This window comes from Thioclava sp. NS-SX20 (assembly GCF_057380695.1).
Genome location: NZ_CM170816.1, coordinates 118701 through 142687, shown reverse-complemented (window position 1 = coordinate 142687; position 23987 = coordinate 118701). Strand labels below are relative to the sequence as shown.

General features: G+C 61.0%; 23 protein-coding genes and 1 other annotated feature. Of the genes, 7 read left to right on the top strand and 16 right to left on the bottom strand.

The features are described from left to right. Positions 1 to 27 precede the first annotated feature (27 nt). The 3 genes from AC2ISB_RS00650 to AC2ISB_RS00640 are packed head-to-tail and all read right to left on the bottom strand — an operon-like array spanning position 28 to position 2557. Positions 28 to 1821, bottom strand: coding sequence for a histidine kinase dimerization/phosphoacceptor domain -containing protein (locus AC2ISB_RS00650; RefSeq protein ID WP_486575581.1), 1794 nt, complete (start codon positions 1819 to 1821; stop codon positions 28 to 30). Beyond that, the gene (locus AC2ISB_RS00645; protein ID WP_339108920.1) at positions 1818 to 2402 is read right to left on the bottom strand and encodes an RNA polymerase sigma factor; all 585 of its coding nucleotides are present in this window, start codon (positions 2400 to 2402) and stop codon (positions 1818 to 1820) included. The genes AC2ISB_RS00650 and AC2ISB_RS00645 overlap by 4 nt, the downstream gene beginning before the upstream one ends. Beyond that, the gene (locus tag AC2ISB_RS00640) at positions 2399 to 2557 is read right to left on the bottom strand and encodes a NepR family anti-sigma factor (protein WP_339108919.1); all 159 of its coding nucleotides are present in this window, start codon (positions 2555 to 2557) and stop codon (positions 2399 to 2401) included. The genes AC2ISB_RS00645 and AC2ISB_RS00640 overlap by 4 nt, the downstream gene beginning before the upstream one ends. Before the next feature lie 92 nt (positions 2558 to 2649). Here AC2ISB_RS00640 and AC2ISB_RS00635 point away from each other — a divergent pair, with 92 nt between their 5' ends. After that, on the top strand, positions 2650 to 3447 hold the full coding sequence (locus AC2ISB_RS00635; protein WP_339108918.1) for a response regulator: 798 nt from the start codon (positions 2650 to 2652) through the stop codon (positions 3445 to 3447). 216 nt (positions 3448 to 3663) lie between these two features. After that, positions 3664 to 4152 (top strand): hypothetical protein, encoded by a 489-nt coding sequence (locus tag AC2ISB_RS00630; RefSeq protein WP_339108916.1) that lies wholly within the window; start codon positions 3664 to 3666, stop codon positions 4150 to 4152. A gap of 237 nt (positions 4153 to 4389) precedes the next feature. Here AC2ISB_RS00630 and AC2ISB_RS00625 read toward each other — a convergent pair whose 3' ends face one another. The 3 genes from AC2ISB_RS00625 to AC2ISB_RS00615 form a co-directional block, all read right to left on the bottom strand. Then, positions 4390 to 4887: a Dps family protein gene (locus tag AC2ISB_RS00625; RefSeq protein WP_339108915.1), complete on the bottom strand. Its 498-nt coding sequence runs from the start codon at positions 4885 to 4887 to the stop codon at positions 4390 to 4392. A 147-nt stretch (positions 4888 to 5034) separates the two neighbouring features. Then, entirely contained in the window at positions 5035 to 5892 is an 858-nt protein-coding gene (locus tag AC2ISB_RS00620; protein ID WP_486575578.1) for a universal stress protein, read from the bottom strand. A 10-nt stretch (positions 5893 to 5902) separates the two neighbouring features. Further along, the gene (locus AC2ISB_RS00615) at positions 5903 to 7390 is read right to left on the bottom strand and encodes a SulP family inorganic anion transporter (RefSeq protein WP_339108913.1); all 1488 of its coding nucleotides are present in this window, start codon (positions 7388 to 7390) and stop codon (positions 5903 to 5905) included. 70 nt (positions 7391 to 7460) lie between these two features. Continuing rightward, positions 7461 to 7518, bottom strand: a sequence feature (sul1 is cis-regulatory element that is thought to sense ions involved in sulfur or methionine metabolism; They are found in Alphaproteobacteria). Positions 7519 to 7634: 116 nt separating this feature from the next. On the opposite strand from AC2ISB_RS00615, the gene AC2ISB_RS00610 reads away from it, so the two are divergent. Further along, entirely contained in the window at positions 7635 to 8519 is an 885-nt protein-coding gene (locus tag AC2ISB_RS00610; RefSeq protein ID WP_339108912.1) for a YihY/virulence factor BrkB family protein, read from the top strand. 24 nt (positions 8520 to 8543) lie between these two features. On the opposite strand, the gene AC2ISB_RS00605 is transcribed toward AC2ISB_RS00610, so the two are convergent. The 5 genes from AC2ISB_RS00605 to AC2ISB_RS00585 form a co-directional block, all read right to left on the bottom strand. After that, complete coding sequence (locus tag AC2ISB_RS00605) at positions 8544 to 12446, bottom strand: translocation/assembly module TamB domain-containing protein (RefSeq protein WP_486575576.1); 3903 nt, start codon at positions 12444 to 12446, stop codon at positions 8544 to 8546. Then, positions 12446 to 14170, bottom strand: coding sequence for an autotransporter assembly complex protein TamA (locus tag AC2ISB_RS00600; RefSeq protein WP_486575574.1), 1725 nt, complete (start codon positions 14168 to 14170; stop codon positions 12446 to 12448). Before AC2ISB_RS00600 ends, AC2ISB_RS00605 begins: the two co-directional genes overlap by 1 nt. Before the next feature lie 200 nt (positions 14171 to 14370). Further along, entirely contained in the window at positions 14371 to 14895 is a 525-nt protein-coding gene (locus tag AC2ISB_RS00595) for an isopentenyl-diphosphate Delta-isomerase (protein ID WP_339108908.1), read from the bottom strand. Positions 14896 to 15030: 135 nt separating this feature from the next. Next, positions 15031 to 15546, bottom strand: coding sequence for a protein-export chaperone SecB (secB, locus tag AC2ISB_RS00590; protein WP_406720219.1), 516 nt, complete (start codon positions 15544 to 15546; stop codon positions 15031 to 15033). Between the two features lie 53 nt (positions 15547 to 15599). Beyond that, positions 15600 to 16130 carry an FxsA family protein gene (locus AC2ISB_RS00585; RefSeq protein ID WP_339108906.1) on the bottom strand — a complete coding sequence of 177 codons (531 nt, stop codon included), beginning with the start codon at positions 16128 to 16130 and terminating at the stop codon, positions 15600 to 15602. Between the two features lie 156 nt (positions 16131 to 16286). Here AC2ISB_RS00585 and AC2ISB_RS00580 point away from each other — a divergent pair, with 156 nt between their 5' ends. After that, the gene (locus AC2ISB_RS00580; protein ID WP_339108905.1) at positions 16287 to 16943 is read left to right on the top strand and encodes a Tim44/TimA family putative adaptor protein; all 657 of its coding nucleotides are present in this window, start codon (positions 16287 to 16289) and stop codon (positions 16941 to 16943) included. Positions 16944 to 17030: 87 nt separating this feature from the next. Beyond that, positions 17031 to 17669: a Smr/MutS family protein gene (locus AC2ISB_RS00575; protein ID WP_406720218.1), complete on the top strand. Its 639-nt coding sequence runs from the start codon at positions 17031 to 17033 to the stop codon at positions 17667 to 17669. Here the strand turns inward: AC2ISB_RS00575 and AC2ISB_RS00570 are convergent. The 4 genes from AC2ISB_RS00570 to hslV all read right to left on the bottom strand — a co-directional run bounded on the left by AC2ISB_RS00570 (position 17666) and on the right by hslV (position 21579). Next, entirely contained in the window at positions 17666 to 18445 is a 780-nt protein-coding gene (locus AC2ISB_RS00570; protein WP_486575570.1) for a DUF1194 domain-containing protein, read from the bottom strand. The two genes, AC2ISB_RS00575 and AC2ISB_RS00570, sit on opposite strands and share 4 nt — an antisense overlap. A 166-nt stretch (positions 18446 to 18611) precedes the next feature. Beyond that, complete coding sequence (gene hslU, locus AC2ISB_RS00565; RefSeq protein WP_406720216.1) at positions 18612 to 19919, bottom strand: ATP-dependent protease ATPase subunit HslU; 1308 nt, start codon at positions 19917 to 19919, stop codon at positions 18612 to 18614. Positions 19920 to 19922: 3 nt separating this feature from the next. Next, complete coding sequence (locus AC2ISB_RS00560) at positions 19923 to 21032, bottom strand: hypothetical protein (protein WP_339108901.1); 1110 nt, start codon at positions 21030 to 21032, stop codon at positions 19923 to 19925. Further along, positions 21025 to 21579 (bottom strand): ATP-dependent protease subunit HslV, encoded by a 555-nt coding sequence (hslV, locus tag AC2ISB_RS00555; RefSeq protein ID WP_339108900.1) that lies wholly within the window; start codon positions 21577 to 21579, stop codon positions 21025 to 21027. The genes AC2ISB_RS00560 and hslV overlap by 8 nt, the downstream gene beginning before the upstream one ends. Before the next feature lie 98 nt (positions 21580 to 21677). Here hslV and AC2ISB_RS00550 point away from each other — a divergent pair, with 98 nt between their 5' ends. Then, positions 21678 to 22598 (top strand): hypothetical protein, encoded by a 921-nt coding sequence (locus tag AC2ISB_RS00550; RefSeq protein ID WP_339108899.1) that lies wholly within the window; start codon positions 21678 to 21680, stop codon positions 22596 to 22598. 94 nt (positions 22599 to 22692) lie between these two features. Further along, the gene (locus AC2ISB_RS00545) at positions 22693 to 23553 is read left to right on the top strand and encodes a GNAT family N-acetyltransferase (RefSeq protein WP_486575567.1); all 861 of its coding nucleotides are present in this window, start codon (positions 22693 to 22695) and stop codon (positions 23551 to 23553) included. A 94-nt stretch (positions 23554 to 23647) separates the two neighbouring features. Here AC2ISB_RS00545 and trxA read toward each other — a convergent pair whose 3' ends face one another. Further along, entirely contained in the window at positions 23648 to 23968 is a 321-nt protein-coding gene (trxA, locus tag AC2ISB_RS00540; RefSeq protein ID WP_486575565.1) for a thioredoxin, read from the bottom strand. Positions 23969 to 23987: the final 19 nt, after the last annotated feature.

The window sequence follows — 23987 nt, the reverse complement described above, 5'->3', positions numbered from 1 at the left end:
TAAGGAATAAAGGGGCCAAACGGCCCCTTATTCTTCTTCATCCTCGTCATCATCTTCGTCGTCACGGGCATGGCGCAGCTCTGCCTCCTGCAACTCCGCCAGCTTGAACTCGGCGGTCAGACGATAGCGGCCATTTTCCTGCGAGGATTGCAAATCCCCGTTGAGCTGCTGCACGAAGGCCTGTGCAAGCTGCGATCCCAGCCCCGAGCTGGTATCCGGCGAGGCCGGCGGAGCATTTTCGTCCACGGAATTTTCCAGCGCCAGACAGGCATAGCCCTTCCGTGTCTTCCGCAGGGAAATCTGCAGATCGGGGCGCGACCCGTCCACCGTGCCCGCATATTTCATCGCATTGGTCATGGCTTCTGTCAGCAAGAGCGACAGCGGCACGGCCTGATCGGGGGTCAGCCGGATCTCATCCACATGACAACCGATATCGATCCTGCGTTCCGGCCCTGTTGCCAGCGCGGAAATCTGGCGCACGATATCGGGAAGAAGCTCGTTGGCCGTGATATCGGTCAAGCCCGATGTCTGATACAGCCCGCGGTGGATGGTTGCCAGACTGATCACGCGCTCCTGCAGCCCTTTCATCAGGTCTTTCGCCTCGGGCGAGCGGGCCTTGCGGATCTGCATCGAAATGATGGAGGCGATCAGCTGGAGGTTATTCTTCACACGGTGGTGGACCTCGCGCAGCAGCACCTCCTGATGGTGGATCATATCCTCCAGCTCGGCCTCGTCATGCAGGATGGTTTCTGTCATCTTCTCGTAAGACAGGGCCAGATCCTGAATTTCCTTCGGCGCACCGGCATAGTTCAGGTTCCCAACACGACGCGACCCCGAGGCAAAACCACGCAACGCACGCGACAGCCGCTTGATATGGCCGATCACCAGCTTTTGCATCGCGAAATACGCCACAAGCAGGCTGGCAAGCCACATCAGACCCGGCACCAGAATCGGAGACACATCGGCGATCGGGTTCATCGAGATCGAGGCTTTTGCAGGCCAGCTTCCCATTGCATAAAGCTGCCCCGGAAGTAGCTCCAGAACCGAATAGACCCGTTCCTGCCCCGAATTCGCCCGCGCGGTAAAGGTGACAGCATTGGTTCCCGCCAGCGCCTTCAGCGCGCGATGGGCGGGCAGATAGTCTTTGGTCAGGGCGAGATCGCCCGACGAGGTGAGCACCGCGCCACTGGTGTCGAATGTCAGGATCATCAACGAATTATCGACATCATATCCCAATGTGTCGTTCTCGTGATCACGGTGCAGCAACGAAGAATGCGGCAGGCTCAAGCTGACGAAGCCAAGCTTGTTCCCGTCCTTGTCATAGACCGGATGGGTCGCACCGATCACCGCCGTGCCGGAGACCGGCCCATGCGGATTGAGAATGAAATTCGGCGTGTCCAGTGGCAGAAGCTTCTGGAAATACTTGTTGTTCGAAAAATCATAGGACACGCTGCGGGACGAGCATTCCATCTGCCCGTCCTTATCCACGAAAGCGGCCAGGGAAAGCGCAGGATCGGCTTCCACGACTTTGCGCATCTGTGCGCTACAAGCGTCCATATCCCCCAGCAAGGGCGGTAGGGTATAGGCCAGAAAACGCGCTTCGGCCTGCGCCTGCTGCAAAAGCCGCGTCTCGCCCGTGACCGCCTGCAGGGTTTCGCCCATAAGCGCGGCTTCCGACCGCGCCCGAGCCTCTTGCAGCAGCGAATTCGACTGGATGGCCGAGATCAGCAGCAGTGGGAACAGGGCCACTGCCAGAAAGATCGCCAGACGCACACCGAGACGGTCGATGAACGACCCCGTCGATCCTTCTTTCCTTATCATGCAGCGGCAGTCCCCGATTTACTCATTACAGCCAGCGAAGTCGCATCCATACCGGAGAGGATATCCTCGCCCTCCTCCAGCTTCAGCATCTCCGCCAGTCGTGCACGCGCACGATTGGCACGGCTCTTCACCGTTCCGACCGCGACCCCCATGGTCTCGGCTGCCTCTTCATAAGAGAAACCGGATGCCCCAACAAGAATAAGAACTTCGCGATGTTCGGGGGTCAGCTTGTCAAAAGCCACCATGAAGTCATTCATCGCCAGACGCCCGTCATGGGCGGGCCGTTCACACAGGGCTGCGGCGTGAACGCCATCAGGGTCGGCCACCTCGCGCTTGCGTTTGCGGCGATCCGAATAGAACGTGTTCCGCAGGATCGTAAACAGCCAGGCGCGCATATTCGTGCCAACCTGAAATTTCTCGATATTCGACCACGCCTTGACGATCGTATCCTGCACCAGATCATCTGCGGTCGCGGAGTTGCGCGTCAAAGACATCGCAAAGGCACGCAGGGCCGGGAGATGTTCGGGCAGTTCGTCGCGAGGATCTTCGACCTTGTTCGTGTCAGAGGAGGGCGATGTCATTTGTCGCCCTCCTTAGCACGTAGTTGTGCCAGCAAATCTTTGAAGCGATCGGGAACATCTTCATTCAGGGCCTGCTCGTAAGCCTTCTTGAGGTTCCTGTTGATCTGTTCCTTTATGCTGGCTCGCGACTTGTCGTCAGCCATTTCGTTGGTCATACCTATGGTTCCGATCACAGCTATTTTGCATGGAACCAAACGCAGGACAATGGAGTTGGTTCCTTGGAAAACGAAAATTTGGGAGTTTTTACATGCCCACCGATATCGCCGGCGCCATCGCTGCGAACCTGCCCTACCTGCGCCGCTATGCCCGTGCGCTGACCGGGAGCCAAGACACGGGTGATCGCTATGCGGCGGCGACCCTTGAGGCGATCCTGGCCGAAGAAGCGATCTTCAAGAATGAAACGGATCCGAAGGTGGCTTTGTTCCATGCCTTCCATCTTGTCTGGGCCTCTGCCGGCGCGCCGCTGGGCGAAGCCGAGGGCAGCCTCGAGATGCGCGCGCAGGACCATATGGCAAGCCTGACGCCCAACACCCGCGAAGCCCTGCTTTTGCACACCATCGAGGGGTTCCGTTTTGAGGAGGTCGCCTCGATCATGCAGATCGAGACCGCCGAGGCCGAAGAGCTGGTGGAAATCGCCATGCGCGAGATGGAAAACTCGGTGGCCGGCAAAGTGATGATCATCGAGGATGAGGCGATCATCGCGATGGACATCCGCGCGATTGTCGAAGAACTCGGCCATCAGGTGACGGGCATCGCCCGCACCCGCACAGAGGCTGTCGAGCTTGCCGCCCGCGAGAAACCCGACCTGATCCTCGCCGACATCCAGCTGGCCGACAATTCCTCGGGGATTGATGCCGTTAATGACATTCTGGCCCAGTTCGACCAGTTGCCGGTCGTCTTCATCACCGCCTTCCCCGAGCGTCTGCTGACAGGCGAGCGCCCCGAACCGGCCTTCCTGATCACCAAACCCTATACCGAGACGCAGGTCCAATCGGCGGTCAGCCAGGCCATGTTCTTCAGCTCGACCGAAACCCTTCTGGCCTAACCGATACCAGACCGGCGCAAGTCCGGCGCGGAAAGACCCACCGAAAACCCCGAGCCCGTGCTCGGGGTTTTTTATTTTATTCCATAGGCATAAAACCGCCAAACCCGCCGGTTTCCCGCGCGGCCTCACAGCCGTTCAAGGAACCGTTCGCGTCAACATGCGTTCACTTTCCATAACAGCGGCGCTTATCGCAGCCCGCGCAGATGGAGAAACAAGATGAAACGCATCCTTGCTCTGACCAGTGTCATGGCCCTGTCGGCAGGCGCTGCTCTGGCCGCGTCCGGTCCGGTCACCAGCGTGACCGTGAATAACGAAATTCATGATCAGAACGGCCCCGCCGCGCAGGCGTTCTACACGAAAATGGCGGCAGATCTGCAAACACAGATCATCGCCGATCTCGGCCCCGCTTTCGACCCTGACAAAGCAGGTTCCAGCATCAAGGTGGATCTGGACGAGGCCGAAGTCGCAAGCACATGGGACACTCTTGCCAATATCGCGGATTCGAAGCTCGGCGCCCAGATCAACGTCTATTCCGCCACCGATAATGGCAAATTCGACCATTACGATCTTGATGTCGGCTTCCCCAATATCGCGGTTTCCCTGCCCGAGGGAACGGACGCCACCGCCCTCACGGTTGACGACCCGCTTTATTACAACGCCCTGATCGACCTCTTCTCGCAAGAAGTCGTCAAACGCCTGAAATAAGAAAAAGCCCCGGCCAGACCGGGGCTTTTTTCTGTGCGGCACCATCATTGCCGCCTGTCCGTGACCTTTCCCCGCATCATTGCGCATTACTCGGCCAAAACGGCGCGTTTCGCCCCCGTCTCATCCCTCAAGCCCTGAAGCCAAACCCCGGAAACGGCATCACGCCCCAGTCTCTGGCCGGATCTTCACGCATAAAACAGCCGGGCAAACGCCCGGCTTTTTCGCAGAGTAGACCTCTTACTTGGCCAGATGCGAACGCAGCATCCATGCCATTTTCTCATGCTGACCCGCAACGCCACCCAGCAGGTCATCGGTGGCGTGGTCATTATGCTCGCCTGCCAGTTCGATGACGTCCTGAATACGGGCGGCGATCGCCTCGTGATCCTTCACCAGATCGGCGATCATCTCTTCGGCGGTGGGCTTTGTATCAAGCTCTTCGATCTGCGAGAAGGCATTGAGCTGTTTGAGGTTCATCGGTGCCAGCTCGCCAAGCGCACGCACGCGCTCCGCAATCTCGTCTGCGGTTTCGAACATGATGCCATATTGCTCTTCGGTCAGCAGATGCAGCGGGCGGAACAGCGGGCCTTCCACGTTCCAATGGTAGAACTGCGTCTTGATCGCCAGCTTATACACATCCGCTGCGACCTGATTGACCGCCTTGGCGACAGCTTTCTTCCCTTCGACACCGGTGTTGACGGCTTCGGCTTTCGGTTTGACTTGAAGCACATTGTCCATGAGATCGGTCTCCTCTGATTGCGGACCGGGCACCTTAAATGCAGCGCCGCGCGGTCCTTTCCATGTTTCACTCGGACAACGAAAAAGGCGCCGCACCGTTCCGTGCGACGCCTGTTTTTTTCGTCTGATCCACCAAAGGGTCCGATCCTAGCGCATCAAAAGCACCGGAACCTTGCAGGCGCGGATCAGGGCCGTGGTGGTCGAGCCGATAATGAAGGACCGGATCCGCGAATGGCCGTAAGCCCCCATCACGATCAGGTCGATACCATCCGCATCGATATGCGAGCCCAGTGCTTTTTCCGGCTCGCCCGACAGTCCGACCGCACGCGGCTGCAACCCCGATTGTGCCAGAAGCTGGCAGCCCTCTTCGGCACGGGACCGAGCATTGTCTCCGACAGACACCACCTGCAGATCCAGATCGGTGAAAATCGGTGACTGGGCCAGCACCGCCATCGCACGCTTGGCCGAAACCCCGCCATCATACGCAATCGCCACACGCGCCACCGGTGCGAAAGCCCGATTGGCCACCAGCACCGGCACCTTGGTCGAGCGGATCGCACGCTCCAGATTGGAACCAAGATGGTCATGGGCAATATCGGCCTCATCCCCGCGCTTGCCGATGATGATCAGCCGTGCATCCGCCTCGCGCTCGGTGACGGCCTCCAGAATATCCCCATTGCGCAACTGCGTCGCCACGTCCTGCGCACAGCCATCCCGCAGACAGACTTCTTGCGTGCGGGCCTTGGCGTCTTCCAGAATTGCACGCCCGCGCTGCGACACCAGCTTCGCGCGTTGTTCGTCGATACTGGCAAGCTGCGCCATCAGCGCCGAGCGCGCCCCCAGCGCGATCGTTCCGGACAGATCCTCGCTTTGCTCGGGCGCGCGGCCCAGCACATGGATCAGCTCGGCAGGCACCCCCAGACGGGCCATCGCCCAAGCGGTATAGTCGCAGACGCTGGCCGAATAATGCGACCCGTCGACGAAAGAGATAATCTTCTTGTCCATGCGCTCCTCCTTAATGCCCGCCTGCCGCGACTTCGGCATCCGGCTTATCGGCCTGCCCCAAACGCCCGACCATCTGCCGCGACATCTCGTCCATACCGATCAACGTGACCTCCGCCCCGTCACGGCGGAATTTCAGCACCGCCATATCCAGTGCAGAGACGGCAGAAAGATCCCAGATCTTGGCGTCCGTCACATCAATCACCACATGATCAAGCGCTTCGTGGAAATCGAAAGCTGCCATGAAATCTTCCGTAGCACCATAGAAGAGCTGCCCATGCACATAATAGGTGCGCGCGCGGCCATCGGGCGACAGCTTGGAGGTCAGATGGAACTGGCGCGCGATCTTGGCCGCAAAGAAACAGCCCGACAGCAGCACCCCCACCAGCACACCGATAGCAAGGTTATGGGTGGCCACCACCACGGCCACCACCGCCAGCATCACCGCGCTCGAGGTTTTGGGATGCACCGTCAAGTCACGGATCGAGGACCAGCTGAACGTGCCGACGGACACCATGATCATGATCGCCACCAGCGCCCCCATCGGGATCTGGCTGACCCACGGCCCCAGTACCACACAGAAGATCAAGAGCATCACGCCCGCCACCAGCGTCGACAGACGCCCGCGCCCACCGGATTTGATGTTGATCATCGACTGGCCGATCATCGCACAGCCCGCCATACCGCCGATAAACCCGGTCAGACCATTGGCGATCCCCTGCCCCACACATTCCTGATTGCGCGAGGATTTGGTATCGGTGAGATCATTGATCAGGTTCTGCGTCATCAGGCTTTCCAAAAGCCCCACCACAGCCACGCCCAGCGAATAGGGGAAGATGATCTTCAGCGTCTCCAGAGTGAAGGGCACATCGGGGATCAGGAAGCTTGGCAGCGCATCGGGCAGCTTGCCCATATCCCCCACCGTGCGCACCTCCCAACCGAAACCGATGGAGCAGGCCGTCAGGATCACGATGGCCACCAAGGGCGAGGGCACCGCCTTGGTAAAGCGTGGCAGGATATAGATAATGGCCAGCGCCAGCGCGATCACGACAAAGGTGAACATCGGCACCCTCGCAGGGTCCATTTCGGGAAGCTGCGCCATGAAAATCAGGATCGCCAAGGCGTTCACAAAACCGGTCATCACCGATTTCGAGACAAAGCGCATGACGAAGCTCACGCGGCTTACCCCGATCACGATCTGGATCACCCCCGCCAGCACGGTCGCGGCCAGCAGGTAGTCCAGAGAATGCTCGCGCACGAGACTGCCCATCAGAACGGCCGTCGCGGCCGTCGCGGCCGAAATCATGCCGGGACGTCCGCCCACGATGGCGGTGATCACCGCGATGGAAAAGCTGGCATATAGCCCCACTTTCGGGTCCACACCGGCAATGATGGAAAAGGCGATGGCTTCGGGAATGAGCGCAAGCGCCACAACAAGGCCCGACAGCACGTCTGCGCGCAAGCTGCCGACCCATGATTTGCGATAAGCATCAAGGTTCATGTCATATCCTGACCGTTTCGGCCCGCAATTTCAGGCAGGCGTCTCGGACTTTGGGGTTTGTATTTAACGGGTTTCTCCGGCGGATCGGCGGCCGGAAGAGCCACCCGGGCATCTCACCCGGGTCCTGACGATTGCCCTTTGCATACGAAACCGTGACCAAAAGGGCAATCCGTCCGACACATTTTCCGCGCCCCATTGCTCCAAACCGTCCAACACGCTTAGGTATTTGGCAAAAGGAGATCACGTGTCGGTCACACCTGCTCATATCCTGCGTGTTTCGCTGAACTTTTCCCTTCAGCTTCTAGGGCGGCTTGCGGCCACGAATATCGGGCTGATCTCCGCCGGAGTGGCCTTCTATGCGATGCTGGCCATCTTCCCCGGCGTTTCGGCCACCATCGCGATCTGGACCGCCTTTGCCGACGCCAATACGATCCGGACCTATCTGGCCGTGGCCGATAATTTCATCCCGCCACAGGCGTGGAACCTGTTGTATTCGCAGATCCAGAGCTGGCTGATCTCGACCGATTCCACCATCGGCTGGGGCACGATCGCCTCGCTGGGCGTGACGCTTTTCTCCGCACGGGCAGGGGTCGGGGCACTGGTGCTGGGGCTGAATGTCATCCACGGCACCAAACCCCGCAACACGATCTGGAGCATCTTCTTTGCCTATTTCATGACCTTAGCGCTGGTGGCGGTCATGATCGGCGCATTGGCAACGATTGTCGCCGTGCCGGTCTTTCTCAACATCCTGCCCTTCCACAACACTCCCGCCCTGATCGCATTGACCAACCTCATGCTGTCATGGCTGCCTTGGGGGGCGATGTTTCTGCTTATGTTGACGGTGCTGGGGATCCTCTATCGTTACGGACCGCGCAAAATGGGCCGCCCGCGCGAGAAGATCTTCACCTTCGGGGCCGTGATCGCAACCCTCGTCTGGGGAGCAGCAAGCTTCGGACTAACTTTCTACCTGTCGCATTTTGCAAGCTACTCCAAGCTTTACGGCTCTATCGGCGCCGTGATCGCCCTTCTTCTATGGCTCTACCTGTCGGCCTTCGCCATTCTGTTCGGGGCCGCCTTCAATGCCGAATGGCGCAAGGAACGCACCGGCAGCACCAAGCCGCTGGATTGAAGAAGGGGCCCGAAGGCCCCTTGCTCAGTAGTCTTTCTCCAGGAACACCCCAAGCCCGCTATCTCCGTCCGACCCGACCGTGCCTTTTGCGGTGATCGTCTTGGTCAGATCCAGATTGAGATTGATCTCGGTCTGGCCGGACGATCCAAGCTCGACATCGGTATAGATCTTGTCCGAGATATATTTGCCCGCCGTCACGGTGGCATTCCCGTCACTATCGGTGCCGACATCCAGATCATCCAGCCCCGTGCTATTGCGCAGCTTGGACATGATGCCGTCGTCATTGCGGCCCGCAAGCGTCGCCACCGCAGATGCCAGCTCTGCCGCTTGCAAAGCCGAGATATTGCTCAGCCCCTGCCCGAAGAGAAGCTGGGCCAGCACCTCTTCCTGCGGCAGTTCCGGCGAGGAGGTCACGCTGAGATCCGGCGCGGTCGCCTGCCCCGAGATACCAAGCGTGATGGCGTAATCGTTCTTGGTCGTCGTGGCCGAGAAATCGATATAGGGCGTAAACTCCCCCTGAAGCTGGATCGACCCCTGATCCAGCGTAAAGCGCTGGTTCAGCACATCCAGCCGCCCGCGCACCAGCTCGAAACTGCCGATTGGCACAACATCGGCCGTGGTGCCGGTGATCCGCAGCTGGCCGCCCAGCTCGGCATCAAGCCCGCGCCCGCGCACGAAAAGCTGGTTGGGCGCGGAAATGGTGATATCCAGCGGGAAGGCCACCGATGACCCGCCCGAGGTGCTCTCGCTCTTCGATTGCAGCACCCCTGCCCGCGCACGGGTCTGCCGCGAGGCCGCGCTTTCGGCGACATGGGTGATATCGGGGATGGACTCCACCCCGCCCAGTCCGGTCGAAGGCACGCGGATCTCGGTGTCCGACAGGCGCAACTTACCGGCGATCTTCGCCCCGCCCGTCAGCGCCCCGTTGATCCCCAGATCGCCCGAGATACGGGTATCATACAGATTGGGGTCCCGCAGCCGCGCACGGTCCAGCGCAATCGCCAGATCCGAGCTGTAAGGCGCGGTGAGCCCGATCGGACCAGTCACCTTGGCCGTGCCGCCATCGCTGAAATTGGCGCTGGTCGTCAGATTGACCCGACCGCCGCCAAGCTGGGCGTTTACATTGATCGCCTCCAGCGCCAGCGAAAGGGTCGGCGCGCTAAAGCGCAGCCCCTGCCCCGTCACTTTGCCCGACACCGCGTTCAGCGCCAGCGGTCCGTTCAGCGCAAGGTCGAAATTCAGCGGCCCCTCGACAGAGCGCGGCGAGATGAACGCATTGGCCAGCGCCGATTGCGTCGCCCCTTTCACTGCCAGATTGGCCGTTTTGAAATCCGAAGCCAGCGTCCCCGATACTGTCGCATTGGTATTGCCCGGCCCGGTTGCGCTGATATTCACACCATAATGCTGACCGTTATCGGTGACATCGCCTTTCACCGTCAGCGGACCGGGGAAGCCCGGTGCCAGCAAAGCGGCATTGGCCAGACGTGCATTCAGGTCGATCTTGCGCGCCCCTGCGGTCACCGTGCCCTTGGCATCGGCACTCAGTTGCGGGTTCGACAGGGTGAATTTCTGTAGCTCGATATCATCGCCATTTTGCAAAACGGCCAGATCCAGCACAGAGTCCCCCGCCAGCAGCTTGTCGGCCTGCGACTGGCCCATCGCGACATTCTTGGCATTGGCCTTGAGCGTGATCAGGCGCCCTGCTGTCCCGTCGCTGACCGCCGCCTGCGCGGTGATCTTGCCGCGATAGGGCGCGCCCAGACCCGACAGATCGCTCTCGAGAGAGACATTGATCTCGCCCTGACCGCCCTTCAGCGCCCCTGCCCCCGTGGCTTTCAGATTGGGGTTAGAGATGTTGAAGGTATCCAGCGAGATATCGCCGTCCTTCTCCAGCGCGTTCAGGTCGATAACCGTCTTGCCTTGCAGGAACTTGTTCACCTGCGGCTGGCCCACGGCCACGCCGTTTCCGGTGGCATTCAGCACCACACGACGCCCCTCTTCGCCCTCGGTGTAATGCGCGTTCAGATCGACCGCGCCGCCATAGCCCGCCCCGAGAACGTTCAGGTTGGCCTTGGCCGTCGCCGTCACATCCGCATTGCCGGTGGCCAACGACCCCGAGGCCTTGGCACTCAGGGCTTTCGCATCCGCCGAGAAATTGCGCAGCACAAGGCCGTTTTCATCCCGTTTGGCGGATAGGACGATCTTCGATTGCCCTGCCAGCGCGGCATCCGCCTGCGGCTGCCCGATCGCGATATCCTGACCCGTCACATCCACATCGGCATCAAAAGCACCGCTCAGCACGGTAAAGCTGCCTTTGACCGTGCCCAGAACCGACCCCGAAAGATCGCGCCCCGAAACCTGCGCCAGACGTGCAAGATTATCATGGCGCACCTGCGCATCCGTGGTGATGGTCAGGCCGCCGGTCGGATCCTCAAAGGCCACGTCGCCCTGCAATGCGTAATCACGGCCAGCCACCTGCAAACCGCTCAGCTTGATCGGGCTGCCTTTAACCCAGTTGAAATCGGTCTGTCCGGTCAGCGTCGGCCCCACGGCCTCGGCCAGAGCGGCCTCGCCCATCGCGATGCCCTGCGTGTCAAAACTGACATGCCCCGCCACAGCCGGCTGGTCGGGATCTTGCGTAATGGTGCCCGTCCCGTCCAGATTGACCTTCTCAAGCGACAGTGTGGGGCTTTTGAGCGCATCGACCAGACCGGTCAGGGTCCAGTTATCGCCCGCCGCCGCGTCATAACTGAGCTTCAGCGAGGCATCCTGCAATGTGGTATCGGCCCCCGTCACCGGCAGCACGACCGGCTCGCCGGTCTCCAGCCCCACATTCATATCCAGATCGAACCGTTCGGGCAGACCGCTTGCGGCCAGCGACATCGACCCTTTCACATCCACCGCCTGCGCATCCAGTGACAGCCGGTTGATATCGGTGCCGCCCTTCGCCTTGGACACCCCGTCCACTTCCAGCGCGATATTCTTGCCGAAAAAGTCGTGATAGGCGGGCTCCAGCATCGGGGTAATATCCCCCGCAAGCGTGGCCTTGAAGGTCTTGTCGGTGCCATCCTCGCCTTTGGTCTGGCCAAGGATCACCTTCCCCGTCAGGCGCTGCTGGCCATCGGTCGACAATGCCATATCGGCCGAGAAATCGCTCAGCGGCCCATCACCCGAGACAGCCAGCGTCACGGCAGGGGCCCCCGGAAGGCCCAGTTTCTTCGAGACCAGCCCGCCCTGACCTTCCTGCGTCAGCAGGTCCAGCGACAGGGTCTGGGTGTCATTGGCATAAGAGCCGTTCAGCGAGAACTGTCCCTGCACCTGATCCGTGCGGTCAATGGTCAGCTTGGCATCACCACTGCCCCCGGCCAGTTTCAGCGACCCGTTCACCTTGAAAGTCAGCGGCTCCCCCAGAATGGACTCGCCCAGCTTCACCTCGCCCACATCCAGCTTGTCGACATTGAGCGACAGGGGCAACTCGGGCAGCGAGAAGGGTTTGGCCTCGGCGTCGGGCACTTCCACCCCTTCCTGCGCGGCAGGAAGGCGGGTCAGTTCGATCGAGCTGGCCGAAAGCTCCTTGATGTCGATATTGCCGCGCAAAATTGCGGAGCGGTTCCAGGACAGGCCCGCATTGCGGATCACCAGCCACGGCCCCTGATCATCCGAAATCGTCAGGCTGTCAAAGGTCGCCCGCGAGGACAGCGCACCCTTGAACCCGTCAAGACGGATGGTGCGCCCCTCGCCGGACAGCTTGTCCTCGATCAGACCGGTCAGATAGGACCGGTCGCGCTTGGATTCGTCGCTGGCCGCCGTATCGGTACCGGTGGTCTGGACGGTGGTGCCATCCTCGGTCTGGGTCGTTGTGGTTTCCTGAGCGAAGCCCAGCATGGGCCATAGCGCCAAAAATGCGATTGCGAGTTTCGTCTTCATCAGAATGCCTGCCCCAATCCGACGTAAAGCTGCACGCCTTCGCCTGTATCGCCATCCACCGGTGCCGCGACATCCAGACGGATCGGGCCGATACCGGTTTTGTAACGCAGGCCGATCCCCGCGCCCGATTGCCAGTCGCCGGTGCCATCATCCCCGACCCAGCCCATGTCATAAAATGCCACCGCGCCGATACTCTCGGTGATGCCCGCGCGGAATTCCCCCGAGAAGCCCATGAATTCAGTGCCGCCGGTCTTGAGCGTGCCGTTTTCCAGCTTTTCGACGCCAAGCGACTGGTAAGGCTGACCGCGCACGGTGCCACCGCCGCCGGAATAGAAAAGATAATCCCGCGGTGTTTCCGCAAGAGACGCGCCAAGCACCGCCCCGTATTGCGCCCGCCCTGCCAGCACGAAACGGTCATCCGCACCAAAGCCGAAATACCCGCGCAGATCGCCCGTGGTCTGGATCCCCGTGCCGGTCGCACTGTTCAGCCCCACGAAAGGCCGCAGGCCGATCTTGGCATAATACCCTTTGGTCGCATCGGTCTCGCTGTTGCGTTTGTCCAGCGTCAGCGTGCCCGGAGCAGCGATCTCGCTGAAATAGGTATCGCCCACATCATCCGTCACCATCGACCAGCGATAGGCCAAGCCCAGTTCGCCGGTGATCTGCTCGTTGAAATAATGCGTCAGACCGCCGCCGATCTCGAAGGAATTCTCGTCGTAATCGTCGGTCGATTCCCGCGCCAGCGTGGTTTCGGCATAGGCAGAGGTATCCGCCGAGAAGGTGGCCGGACGGTCCATGCGCACGCCAAGACTGTAATCGGCCCCGCCATCCGAGCCGCCAATCCCCGACACTTCGGCATCCACGCGCAGCCTCTCCGCCCCGCCAAAAAGGTTACGGTGCAGCCAATAGCCCGAGAGCGTCAGACCATCGACCGTCTGGTATTCGACCCCTGCGCCCAGACGGCGGCGTTTTTCCTCGACCACGCCCAGCGTATAATCAAGGGAATCATCGGCATTCAGCTTGTCGGCCTCGGTCATGGTGATCGAGCTGAACACGCTGGCACGGCGCAGGCGGGTGCGCACCAGTTCCAGTTCGTCAGGGTCGAACACCTGCCCCTTGGGGAAGCCTGCAATGGCGCGAATCCGTTCTTCGCGCATACGCTTATAGCCCGAAATGGTGAGGTCCCCGAAGGTCACTTGCGGGCCGGGATCAAGCCGGATATCGGTGGCCAGCGTCTCGTTGCGATGATCGGCGGTGATCTTCTGGCTGGCCACATCGGCCTTGGCATGGCCCGCGGCCTCCCAGCCATCCACCGCCGTCTGCGCCGCCGAGCGGATGACACTGGTGCGCGCGGTCTGCCCCGCCCTGAAGCCATCGGGCAACTCGGTTTTGGGGGCCAAAGGTGCCACCTGCGCCTGCGAAAAGGTGAATTTCGGGCCAGGATCGACCGTGATCTGGATCGATGAAATCGTCGCGGGTGCGTCAAGCGGGGCGATACTTGCGGCTTCTTTGCCATTCACCAAAATGGAGATCGAAGGGGCATAATAGCCCTCGTCGTAAAGCGCGCCCAGAAGACGGGCGTAATCGGCACGGGCAGAGCCGAAAAGATCCTGCGCATCGGGCGCATCCTCTCCGGTCTTGGCCTCGGCACTGACCACCAAAGACGCGCTTTTCAGCGTTTCGGTCAGGTCCTTGTCCCCACCGGACACCTGAAACTGTGCCATGTCCTGCGCAAATGCCGCACTTCCCCAAACGGAAAGCACTATCCCTGCCAGACCAATTTTCCTGCTGCGCACCTGATTGCCCCCAATCCGCATTATTTTCGGAAACAGTTGCAGCTATTGGCGGTTTTTTCCAGTGCAGCCGACACAATTTTGGGGGAAACTTGCCGAGATCGTCAAAAGTGATCCACTTGGCACACAGATCATCCCAAACTTTTGAAAATCCGGTCCTTATGCCCTGTCATATAGATCGAAAGCCAGCGCGAGAACCGTTCCGGATGGCGGGTCACCTCGGCGGCCAGATCATGCAGATCGACCCATTTCACCTGCGCCACTTCCCCGGGATCGGGGGCAAGCGCCAGATCGCGCGGCGCATCGGCCAGAAACACGTCCACGACCTCGTGCTCGATCAGGCCATTGCCCACATCGGCACGGTATTCCAGACGGTCGGCATGGCTGGGATACAGCCCCGTAATGCCCAACTCCTCGCGCATCCGGCGGATCGCGCAGTCATGCTGCGCCTCGTCCCAATGCGGATGGGTGCAGCAGCTATTGGCCCAAAGCCCCGCCGAATGGTATTTCCCTTCGGCCCGCTTCTGGATCAGCACATCACGGCCCGCCATGACGAATACCGACACCGCCTTGTGACGCAGCCCCAGACGATGTGCATCGAGCTTATCGACTGGGGTCAGCTCTTCGCCAATCCAGGCCGGAATAAGATCGGTCATCGCACACACCTCCATAGCGAACGCCGCCGCAAGATTTGCTTGCAGTGGCGTCATTTGTCACGGGGGCAGATCGTCACAGGGGGGGCGTTGTACCAGCACGCGCCCCCTGCCCGAACGCGACATTGGTCCGGACGCTTAGTTCGCCACCTCGCCCGAGGCCGCCTGCACTTCGGCGCGGCGCGCCAGCTCGGCACGGTAGAGCTGCACGAAATCGACCATTTCCAGATTGAAGGGTGGGAAGCCGCCATCGCGGGTGACATCCGACACGATCCGGCGCACAAAGGGGAACAGCTGGCGCGGGCATTCGATCAGCAGGAAGGGATGCAGCTGGTCGGCGGGCACGCCCTCGATGTGGAAAATCCCGCCATATTCAAGCTCCAGCAGATAGAGCGCGGTGTTGGTGGCCTTGTTGTTCGAGGTCACCTTGAACTTGCAGATCACCTCATACTGGTTATCCGCCTGACGCTTCTTCGCATCAAGGCTGACCTGCACCTGCATTTCGGGCTGCACATCCGCAGAGGTCAGACCTTTCTGCGCAACCATATTCTCGAAGGACATATCCCGCACGAATTGCGCAAGGATCTGCATCTTCAATGCCTGCTGGCCCTCATCAGCGCCCGGAGCGGTCGCGCCATTGGTTTCTTCGGTCATCTTGTTCTCCAAATCACTTTGACGAAATGTCTAGCACTGGCGTGCCGCTCTCTTCAATGCCGCGTCCAGCCGGAATTGCCCGGACGGGGCGGGTTTTCCGTATCAATTTCCTCAAATTCGCCGTCGATCACGCCCGGACCGTTTGCCGGACTGCGGCCCATACCCCGATTACGGCTGTCATAGCCCGCAGGGTCGTCAAAGCCCTGCGACGCCGCCCCGCCCATCTGGAAGCCCTGCACCCTGACACGCTTGGCAATCTGCCCCGTGACCCAGTCGCGCACGGCGGGGATCAGCAGCAGAAGACCGCAGGTATCGGTGAAAAACCCCGGCGTCAGCAAAAGCGCCCCCGCCAGCAGGATCAGCGCCCCATGCGCCAGCGGGCGTGAGGGATCATTCAGCTCGGCCATCGACCGCCGCAGCTCGGCCATCGCCTGCGCCCCCTGCGAGCGCACCAGAGAGGTGCCGATAATCGCCGTCAGCACCACAATCGCAAGCGTCGGCCACAGCCCGATCAGCCCGCCGACCTGAATGAACAGGCCGATTTCGATAATCGGAACCAGCAGAAAGGCCAGAAAGATCCACATGGGTTAGTCCTTGATCCAGTCTATAATATCGCACGCCAAATCCCTGATCTGCCGCTTTGATCACGGCATGGACTTGAACGACCTCGTGTCATACATATGTGCGCAGGAGCGAAATACCAAGTCGCCCACCAAAAGCCGTTCGCCCAAGGGACCCAGATGAACAACACAATCATCCAGCTTATCCTTCTTGCCGCCGTTGCGATCTTCTTGATCTTGCGGCTCAAAAGCGTCCTTGGAACCCGAGACGGCTTCGAACGTCCGCCACAGTCGCCCACCGCAGAGCCGGAGGCCGACCCCCAGAAATTCACGGTTATCGATGGCGGACCCGATCACGATATCATCGACCATGTGCCGGAAGGCTCCTCCTCGGCCAGCGCCTTGGCGGCGATGAAACGTCTCGAACCCAGCTTCGAGGTGGGCGGCTTCCTCAAGGGCGCACGTTCCGCCTACGAGATGATTCTCATGGCCTTCGAAAAGGGCGATCTGGACGAGGTCAGACCCTTCCTCTCGGCACAGGTCTATGACGCTTTCTCCGCCGCCATCGCGGATCGCAAAGCCCGTGGCCTGACCGTCGAGGCCGAATTCATGGGCCTGCGCGAGATGACCCTTGATGCCGCCACGATCGATGGCAGCAATGATGCCGAACTGACCGTGCGTTTCGTGGGCGAGCTGGTCTCGGTTTCGCGCGATGCACAGGGGAATGTGGTCGAGGGCGATCCGCGCATGCCGCGCAAACAGCGTGACATCTGGACCTTCGCCCGCAAAATGGGCGCCTCCGATCCGAACTGGCAGCTTGTGGCGACGGGCGGCTAAGGTGGCCCCCGCGACCATATATACGCGATGCGCCGCCGGAAGGGCGGCGTTTTGCATGGGGCTGCGGCCAGAAGCACGGGGCCGGTGATGGGGCGCAAACGCAAACTGACCGAGGAAGAGCGCGAGCTTTGGAACCGTGTGGCACGCACCACGCGGCTTTTTCACGGCCGCCCCTCCGAACCGGTTTCCATGCCACCCGATGACACGCCCCCTGCCAAACCGTCTTCTCCCGTTCAGCCCCCCCTGCCCGAACGCACCAAACCCGATCTGCCGAAAGCCGATCTGGGCAAGCTGCGGCTGGGGGGCGCGACCCCGCGTGCGGGATGGTCGCATGTGCCGCCCCATTCCATCCCCGAGACACTCAAGGCCCAGCCGCTGCGTATGGATCACAAGGCCCATAAGGCGATGACCCGTGGCAAGCTGGTACCCGATGCCAAGATCGACCTGCATGGCATGACACAGGCCGAAGCCCATCCCGAACTGATCCGCTTCATCCTGCGCGCCCAAGATCACGGGCACCGGCTGGTGCTGGTGATCACCGGCAAGGGCAAGGTGGTCGAGGATTGGGACCCCATTCCCACCCGTCGCGGCGTGCTTCGCCATCAGGTGCCGCAATGGCTGCGCCTGCCCCCGCTTGGTCCCGTGGTGATGCAGGTCTCGCAGGCGCATCAGCGCCACGGGGGCGAAGGGGCCTATTATGTCTATCTGCGCAGGCTGCGTGGCTAACCGCCGCGCCCCTTGGCCCACCCTGTGAACGGCCCCATATCCGGCAGTCGCGCAGCAGCCCCCCATGCGTCCAGAGACAGCATCGTTTCGGGCGCCAGCATCACAAAAGAGGCAGGCCGGATTTCCCGCAGCAATTTTCGCGTCATTGCCTGCTGATAGTCCTGATAGCTTGCGGCAATCTCCAGAAAAGCGTTCGGGCCATGCAGCACCTGCGCTTCGAAATAGGGGATGGGCGAGGGCTGCTCGCCCTCGATCACCAGCGCATTCACCGTAATCCCCGACATATCGGTCGCGCCATAGGCGCTTCGGGGCGGAAAACCTGCGTTATTGATTCCATCGCCCGCGATGTCGATAATCTGCCGGACGCATGTCTCGGGCGCGCGCCTCAAGGTGATCACGGCCTGACCGAGCGCATAGCCCAAAGCGGTGGGATAGTTGCTGACAGGTCTTTCCCCTGCCCCGATCCGCTCGGCAGCGCCCAGAATGGTCGCGCGCCCGTCCACAAAAACCCACGGCAGCGTTTCAAAAGTCTGGTCGGTGCCGCTCCATTCAAAGGCAGTCAGCCAGATACCGCCCCGTTCCTCGATGGCGGCCACCACCCGAGGATCGGCCAAAGCCCGTGCCATACCCTGTTTTTGCAACGCATATTCATGGCTGTCGATCGAGGCGGAAATATCAAGCGCCAGCACCAGAGCCAGATCACAGCGCGCCTGCGCCGAAAGGGGCACCATCCCCAGCGCCAAACCAATGGCAACCATCCATCGTTGGAGTCCCATGCGCTCTCCCCTCGATTTCCGGCCTCCCCTGCGGGGCCTGACCGAAAGGGTCGGCAAAAATAGTTAACGCACCAATAAGATTTGCCCCTGCCCCCGCGCCCCTCGCGCAAACGGGGCATAAAAAGGGGCGCGAAACCCTGCTTCGCGCCCGCATTTTGTGCATATGTTACAGAACATACCGGCTGAGATCCGAGGATTTTGCCAAGGCCCCCACCTCTTTCTCGACAAAGGCCGCATCGATTTTCACCGTTTCGCCGCCACGATCGGGCGCGGTGAAGGACAGCTCCTCGAAGACCCGTTCCATTACGGTATACAAACGGCGCGCGCCGATATTCTCGACGGTGGCGTTTACCTCGGCGGCAATGCGGGCCAGTGCGGCAATTCCGTCTTCGGTAAACTCCACCACCACCTCTTCGGTGCCCATCAGCGCGGTATACTGGCGGGTCAGGGCGTTATCGGTTTCCGTCAGGATACGCATGAAATCGGCCTCGGTCAGCGCGCGCAGTTCCACGCGGATCGGCAGACGGCCCTGAAGCTCGGGCAAAAGGTCCGACGGCTTGGCAATATGGAAGGCCCCCGAGGCGATGAACAGGATATGGTCGGTTTTCACCGGACCATGCTTGGTCGACACGGTCGTGCCCTCGATCAGCGGCAGCAGGTCGCGCTGCACCCCCTCGCGCGAGACATCGCCGCCACGGGTTTCCTGCCGCGCACAGACCTTGTCGATCTCGTCGATAAAGACGATCCCGCCATGCTGCACGGCCTCCAGAGCCGCCGCCTTGACCTTTTCATCATCCAGAAGCTTGTCGGCCTCTTCGGCGATCAGAAGGTCATAGCTTTCCTTCACGGTCACCTTGCGGCGCTGCTTGCGGCCCGAACCGAAGGCCTTGAACAGATCCTGCAGCCCCTGCATCTGTTGCTCCATGCCGGGCTGGCCACCCATCATGCCAATCGGCATACCGCCGGTGGGATCGGAGACCTCGATCTCGATCTCCTTGTCATCCAGCATCCCGTCGCGCAGCTTCTTGCGGAACATCTCGCGGGTCGACTCGCGGGCATCCGCTCCGGCAATCGCCTCGATCACGCGCTCTTCGGCAGCACTATGCGCGCGGGCCTTGACCTCTTCGCGCATATGCTCGCGGGTCTCGACCAAGGCCACATCGGTCAGGTCGCGGATGATCTGTTCCACATCGCGGCCCACATAGCCCACTTCGGTGAACTTGGTGGCCTCGACCTTCAGAAACGGCGCCTTCGCCAGCTTTGCCAGACGGCGCGAGATTTCCGTTTTACCGACGCCGGTCGGACCGATCATCAGGATATTCTTGGGATAGACCTCGTCTTTCAGGTCATCGGACAGCTTCTGGCGACGCCAGCGGTTGCGCAGCGCCACGGCCACGGCCTTCTTGGCCTCGGACTGGCCGATGATAAAGCGGTCAAGCTCGGATACGATTTCACGCGGGGTGAGATTGGTCATGGATTACTCCGTTTTATAGGGCGGCAGATGCGCTTTTCCGGGGAAGTCAGGCAAGGCGCGCATCAGCGCGATGCGCAGGTCCGTCCAGAACGCGCCAAGCGCGGTCAGCACAATGCCGGTGAAGAAGAGAACCGTGGCAGAGACCTCGAACCAGCTACGGGTCGGGGTTTCGGCATCGGTCAGCCAGCTGACCAGAAAGATCAGATAGCCGATGCCCACGGTCAGGAAAGAACGACGGTCGATGACCAGCGCCAGCATGGCGATCAACCCCAAAGACAGGCCCAGAAGCGCGTAGCCCAGACCCGGCCCCATACCGATAAAGGTCATCGCCAAGGTATTGACCAGCGCAGGGGCGGCACATAGGTGCAGCCAGAACCCGCTGGCCGAGGCCCGCCCCATACGGTAGGGGTCGCGCGTGTCAAACCACATCCCCCCTGCAAAGGCCACCAGCCCGAAGATCAGCGTGCCCAGAGCAAGGGTCGAATTGCGCAGATCCATCGTCTCGTTGAAGCTGGTGAAGGGCGCCGTGAACAGGTCATTGGTCGAGCCGAAGATCACAAAGCACCCCGCCAGCCCGCAAAGCGCGATCAGCACCATCGTGAAGGGCAGGCGGAAGCGGCGATACCACGCAACCAGTGCCCCCGCCATCAGCACCGCCAATGTCAGAACCACCGCTTTAGGGCTGGATTGCAGGTCGTAGACATGACCCAAAGCCCAGATCATCGGCGGCATCACCGAAGCCCCATAGGTCAGCACCAAGAGGATCGAGGGCAGCACCATCCGCCGTCTACGGGTAAAATACTCCGCCAGACACCAGGCGATCACCGCCCAGACGGCATAGATGGCCACCACGCCCGTGGCGAAGACCGTCTGCGGGTCGGGCAACAGCACCCCTGCGGTCAGCGTCAGCCCGAAGGCCCCCGCAATCAGGATGCCCAAGCCCACCGTGACGAAAATCTCGGCAAAACCGCGAAACAGCTCGAAAGGCTCGTCTTCGGCGGCGCGGTGGCTGGCCCGTGCCGCCGCCAGCGCCTGCACCGAGGCCGCCTGTGCCTCGGTCAGATGGCCCGCAGCAACAGCCGCGCGCAGATCGGCCTGTGTCAGATCAGCCAATCGTTTCCACCGTCACATTGCCATTGGTATAGACGCAGATATCGGCGGCAATCGCCATTGCACGACGCGCCACTGTTTCAGCATCCAGATCGGTCTCGATCAAGCCGCGGGCCGCCGCCAGCGCATAGTTCCCGCCCGACCCGATGGCCGCAATGTCATGTTCGGGCTCAAGCACATCGCCCGCGCCCGTGATGACAAACAGATCGGTGCCGTCGGTCACGATCAACATGGCCTCGAGGTTCTTCAGATATTTATCCGTGCGCCAGTCCTTGGCGAGTTCGACACAGGCGCGCGCCAGCTGACCGGGGGCCGCCTCCAGCTTGATCTCCAGCCGCTCGAGCAGGGTGAACGCATCGGCGGTAGAGCCCGCAAAGCCCGCCACCACATCATGCCCGCCGGGGCTGAGCCTGCGCACCTTGCGCGCCGTGCCCTTGATCACTGTCTGGCCAAGGCTGACCTGCCCGTCACCTGCCACCACAACCTTACCGCCTTTACGCACACCGATAATCGTGGTGCCGTGCCAGCCCGGGAATTTATCTTCCGACATATAGACCTCCGTTTGACCCTGATATGTAGGCGCAGGATTCCGCTTGCAACCCTGCCTTCGCTCTTGCCGAAACGGATAAGCGGTGGAAAGCTGCCGAAATGAGCCAGCCGCATCTTACACTTTACCTTGATCCCCCTGCCCTTGCCCGCTTGAAAGCGGGGCAGCACAATTTTTTCCAGCGCGTCACCGGCGCGATGGAATCAGTGGGGTGGACGGTCTCAGCGGAGGAAAGCACGCTGAATGCCCGCTTCGAAGCCCCCGAAAAGCCGGGCTATGCGCTTTATCATATGGAAGAGCCGACCCATGACAGGGCGCTGACCTGCCGCCGCAGCTATACCGGCGCCTATTGGCATGTCGAGGCGCAGGCCGCGCGCTGGGAATGGCCGGTGGCCCATGCCAGATTTCCCCTGCGCCAGATCGACGGCCCCGAAGCCAAGCATTTCTATCGGGCGCTGCGCGAACGTGTTCTGGGCAATGCCCGCGTCACCGACGAAGGGTTCGCCCTGATGCCGCTGCAAGGACGGTTGAGCGAACATCGCAGTTTCCAGTCGATGAGCCCGCTGGAGATGATCGAGACGGTGATGGTGCGCGTCACACAGCCAGTGATCGCAACGCTGCATCCGAACGAGGACTACACCCCCCTGGAGCGGCAGACACTGGTGGCGCTGGCCAATCGCTACCCGCATTTCCGTGTGCAGGAGGGGGGCACGCCCGAACTCCTGCGCCGTTGCTCCTATGTGATCACACAGAATTCCTCTGTCGCCTTCGACGGCTATATCCTGCGTAAACCGGCATTGCTTTTTGCGCAGATCGACTTTCACCATATCGCGGGGTCGGTGCCGCATATGGGCTTGGATGCCGCGTTGGAAATGCTTCAAAAACGGCAGAATTTCGCCAAATATCTTACATGGTTCCTGCGCGATCAGGCGCTGAATGCCGGACGACCGGAGTTTGAAACCCGTCTGCTGACCCATCTGCGGGAAAAGGGCTGGCCCGTACCCTCCATTGCCACGGCCTGACACGCGTCCTCTTGCCCCGAAAGCGCAAAACTGGAAACATCGCCCGATCACCGCCACAGCCGCGTGGCACAATGGCCGCAAAGGGGCTTCGCCGATGGTCTTCTCTCCCGTTCGCCAGATCGAGATCGACCCTTTCAGCCTGACCCTTATGCCGATGCAGCAAGAGCATCTCGGGGCGCTGCATGGCCTGTCCGTTGCGCTTGGATGGCCCCATCGACACGCGGATTGGGCGGCCAATCTGGATAGCGGCACCGGCATCGTGGCGGTGGACGAGGCAGGTCGGGTGCATGACTCGGCCATGACCTTTTCCTATCACAGGGATCTCAGCGCCATCGGTATGGTGATCGCCCATCCCAAACTCGCTCGCACAGCGCTGTTCCGGACCCTTGCGACCGAGGCACTGGAGCAGAGCACGGGGGCCGCTTTCCTGAATGCCTGTCAGCAAGACGTGTCTTTTTATCGCGATCTCGGGGTGCGTTCTGCGGCACCTGTTTTCAGATATGAGGGCTTTCTGCCTTGCGGATTTTCCCTTGCGCGCAATGTCCGGCCCTTCCGCCCGCAAGACCGCCCGCGCCTCCATCAGCTTGATCAAAGCGGCTATTGTGCCGACAGATCCCGACTGGTTGCCACCCTTCTGGAACAGTCCGAAACCTATGTGATCGAGACATGCGGCCATGTCACAGGGTTTGCGATGCGCCGCCGTTTCGGTCGGGGGCATGTGATCGGGCCGGTGATTGCCGCCAACGAGACCGACGCCCTCAGCCTGACCACCTCGCTTATGGCGGGGCTGGCGGGGCAGTTCCTCCGGCTTGACACCCGCCAGACCGAAGGAAGCTTCGTCGGGTTTCTCGCGGCTCTGGGCTTCCGCACCCGTCCGGATGTCACCACAATGACCACCACCAACCTGACCTTCAGCCCCGAAATCTATGCGATTTCCGGCCATTCTACGGGCTGAGCCGCCCACCATAGCAAAAAGGCGCCCCGAAAGACGCCTTTTCAAGCCTGACGGCCCCGTTTCAAACCCTAAGGGCCGTCTCCCTCAGCCGCGATCAGATCGCGCTGTTGATCCAGTTTTGCAGGGCCGCTTTCGGAGCCGCACCGATTTTATTCGAAACGACCTCGCCATCCTTGAACAGGAACAGCGCCGGAATACCGCGCACGCCAAGCGATGCGGGGCTTTCGGGGTTTTCGTCGACATTGACCTTTACGATCTTGACCTTACCGGCCATCTCGCCCGCGATCTCTTCCAGAGCGGGGCCGATCTGACGGCAGGGGCCACACCATTCGGCCCAGAAATCAACGACGACGGGAACGTCGGATTTGCGGACTTCGGCATCGAAGGTTGCGTCGGTAACAGCGACAGTTGCCATGGGATTTCTCCTGAATACT

Coding starts and splice junctions, on each gene's coding strand:
- AC2ISB_RS00650 (WP_486575581.1), bottom strand. CDS start 1,821: ATGATAAGGAAAGAAGGATCGACGGGGTCGTTCATCGACCGTCTCGGT.
- AC2ISB_RS00645 (WP_339108920.1), bottom strand. CDS start 2,402: ATGACATCGCCCTCCTCTGACACGAACAAGGTCGAAGATCCTCGCGAC.
- AC2ISB_RS00640 (WP_339108919.1), bottom strand. CDS start 2,557: ATGACCAACGAAATGGCTGACGACAAGTCGCGAGCCAGCATAAAGGAA.
- AC2ISB_RS00635 (WP_339108918.1), top strand. CDS start 2,650: ATGCCCACCGATATCGCCGGCGCCATCGCTGCGAACCTGCCCTACCTG.
- AC2ISB_RS00630 (WP_339108916.1), top strand. CDS start 3,664: ATGAAACGCATCCTTGCTCTGACCAGTGTCATGGCCCTGTCGGCAGGC.
- AC2ISB_RS00625 (WP_339108915.1), bottom strand. CDS start 4,887: ATGGACAATGTGCTTCAAGTCAAACCGAAAGCCGAAGCCGTCAACACC.
- AC2ISB_RS00620 (WP_486575578.1), bottom strand. CDS start 5,892: ATGGACAAGAAGATTATCTCTTTCGTCGACGGGTCGCATTATTCGGCC.
- AC2ISB_RS00615 (WP_339108913.1), bottom strand. CDS start 7,390: ATGAACCTTGATGCTTATCGCAAATCATGGGTCGGCAGCTTGCGCGCA.
- AC2ISB_RS00605 (WP_486575576.1), bottom strand. CDS start 12,446: ATGAAGACGAAACTCGCAATCGCATTTTTGGCGCTATGGCCCATGCTG.
- AC2ISB_RS00600 (WP_486575574.1), bottom strand. CDS start 14,170: ATGGCACAGTTTCAGGTGTCCGGTGGGGACAAGGACCTGACCGAAACG.
- AC2ISB_RS00595 (WP_339108908.1), bottom strand. CDS start 14,895: ATGACCGATCTTATTCCGGCCTGGATTGGCGAAGAGCTGACCCCAGTC.
- secB (WP_406720219.1), bottom strand. CDS start 15,546: ATGACCGAAGAAACCAATGGCGCGACCGCTCCGGGCGCTGATGAGGGC.
- AC2ISB_RS00585 (WP_339108906.1), bottom strand. CDS start 16,130: ATGTGGATCTTTCTGGCCTTTCTGCTGGTTCCGATTATCGAAATCGGC.
- AC2ISB_RS00580 (WP_339108905.1), top strand. CDS start 16,287: ATGAACAACACAATCATCCAGCTTATCCTTCTTGCCGCCGTTGCGATC.
- AC2ISB_RS00575 (WP_406720218.1), top strand. CDS start 17,031: ATGGGGCGCAAACGCAAACTGACCGAGGAAGAGCGCGAGCTTTGGAAC.
- AC2ISB_RS00570 (WP_486575570.1), bottom strand. CDS start 18,445: ATGGGACTCCAACGATGGATGGTTGCCATTGGTTTGGCGCTGGGGATG.
- hslU (WP_406720216.1), bottom strand. CDS start 19,919: ATGACCAATCTCACCCCGCGTGAAATCGTATCCGAGCTTGACCGCTTT.
- hslV (WP_339108900.1), bottom strand. CDS start 21,579: ATGTCGGAAGATAAATTCCCGGGCTGGCACGGCACCACGATTATCGGT.
- AC2ISB_RS00550 (WP_339108899.1), top strand. CDS start 21,678: ATGAGCCAGCCGCATCTTACACTTTACCTTGATCCCCCTGCCCTTGCC.
- AC2ISB_RS00545 (WP_486575567.1), top strand. CDS start 22,693: ATGGTCTTCTCTCCCGTTCGCCAGATCGAGATCGACCCTTTCAGCCTG.
- trxA (WP_486575565.1), bottom strand. CDS start 23,968: ATGGCAACTGTCGCTGTTACCGACGCAACCTTCGATGCCGAAGTCCGC.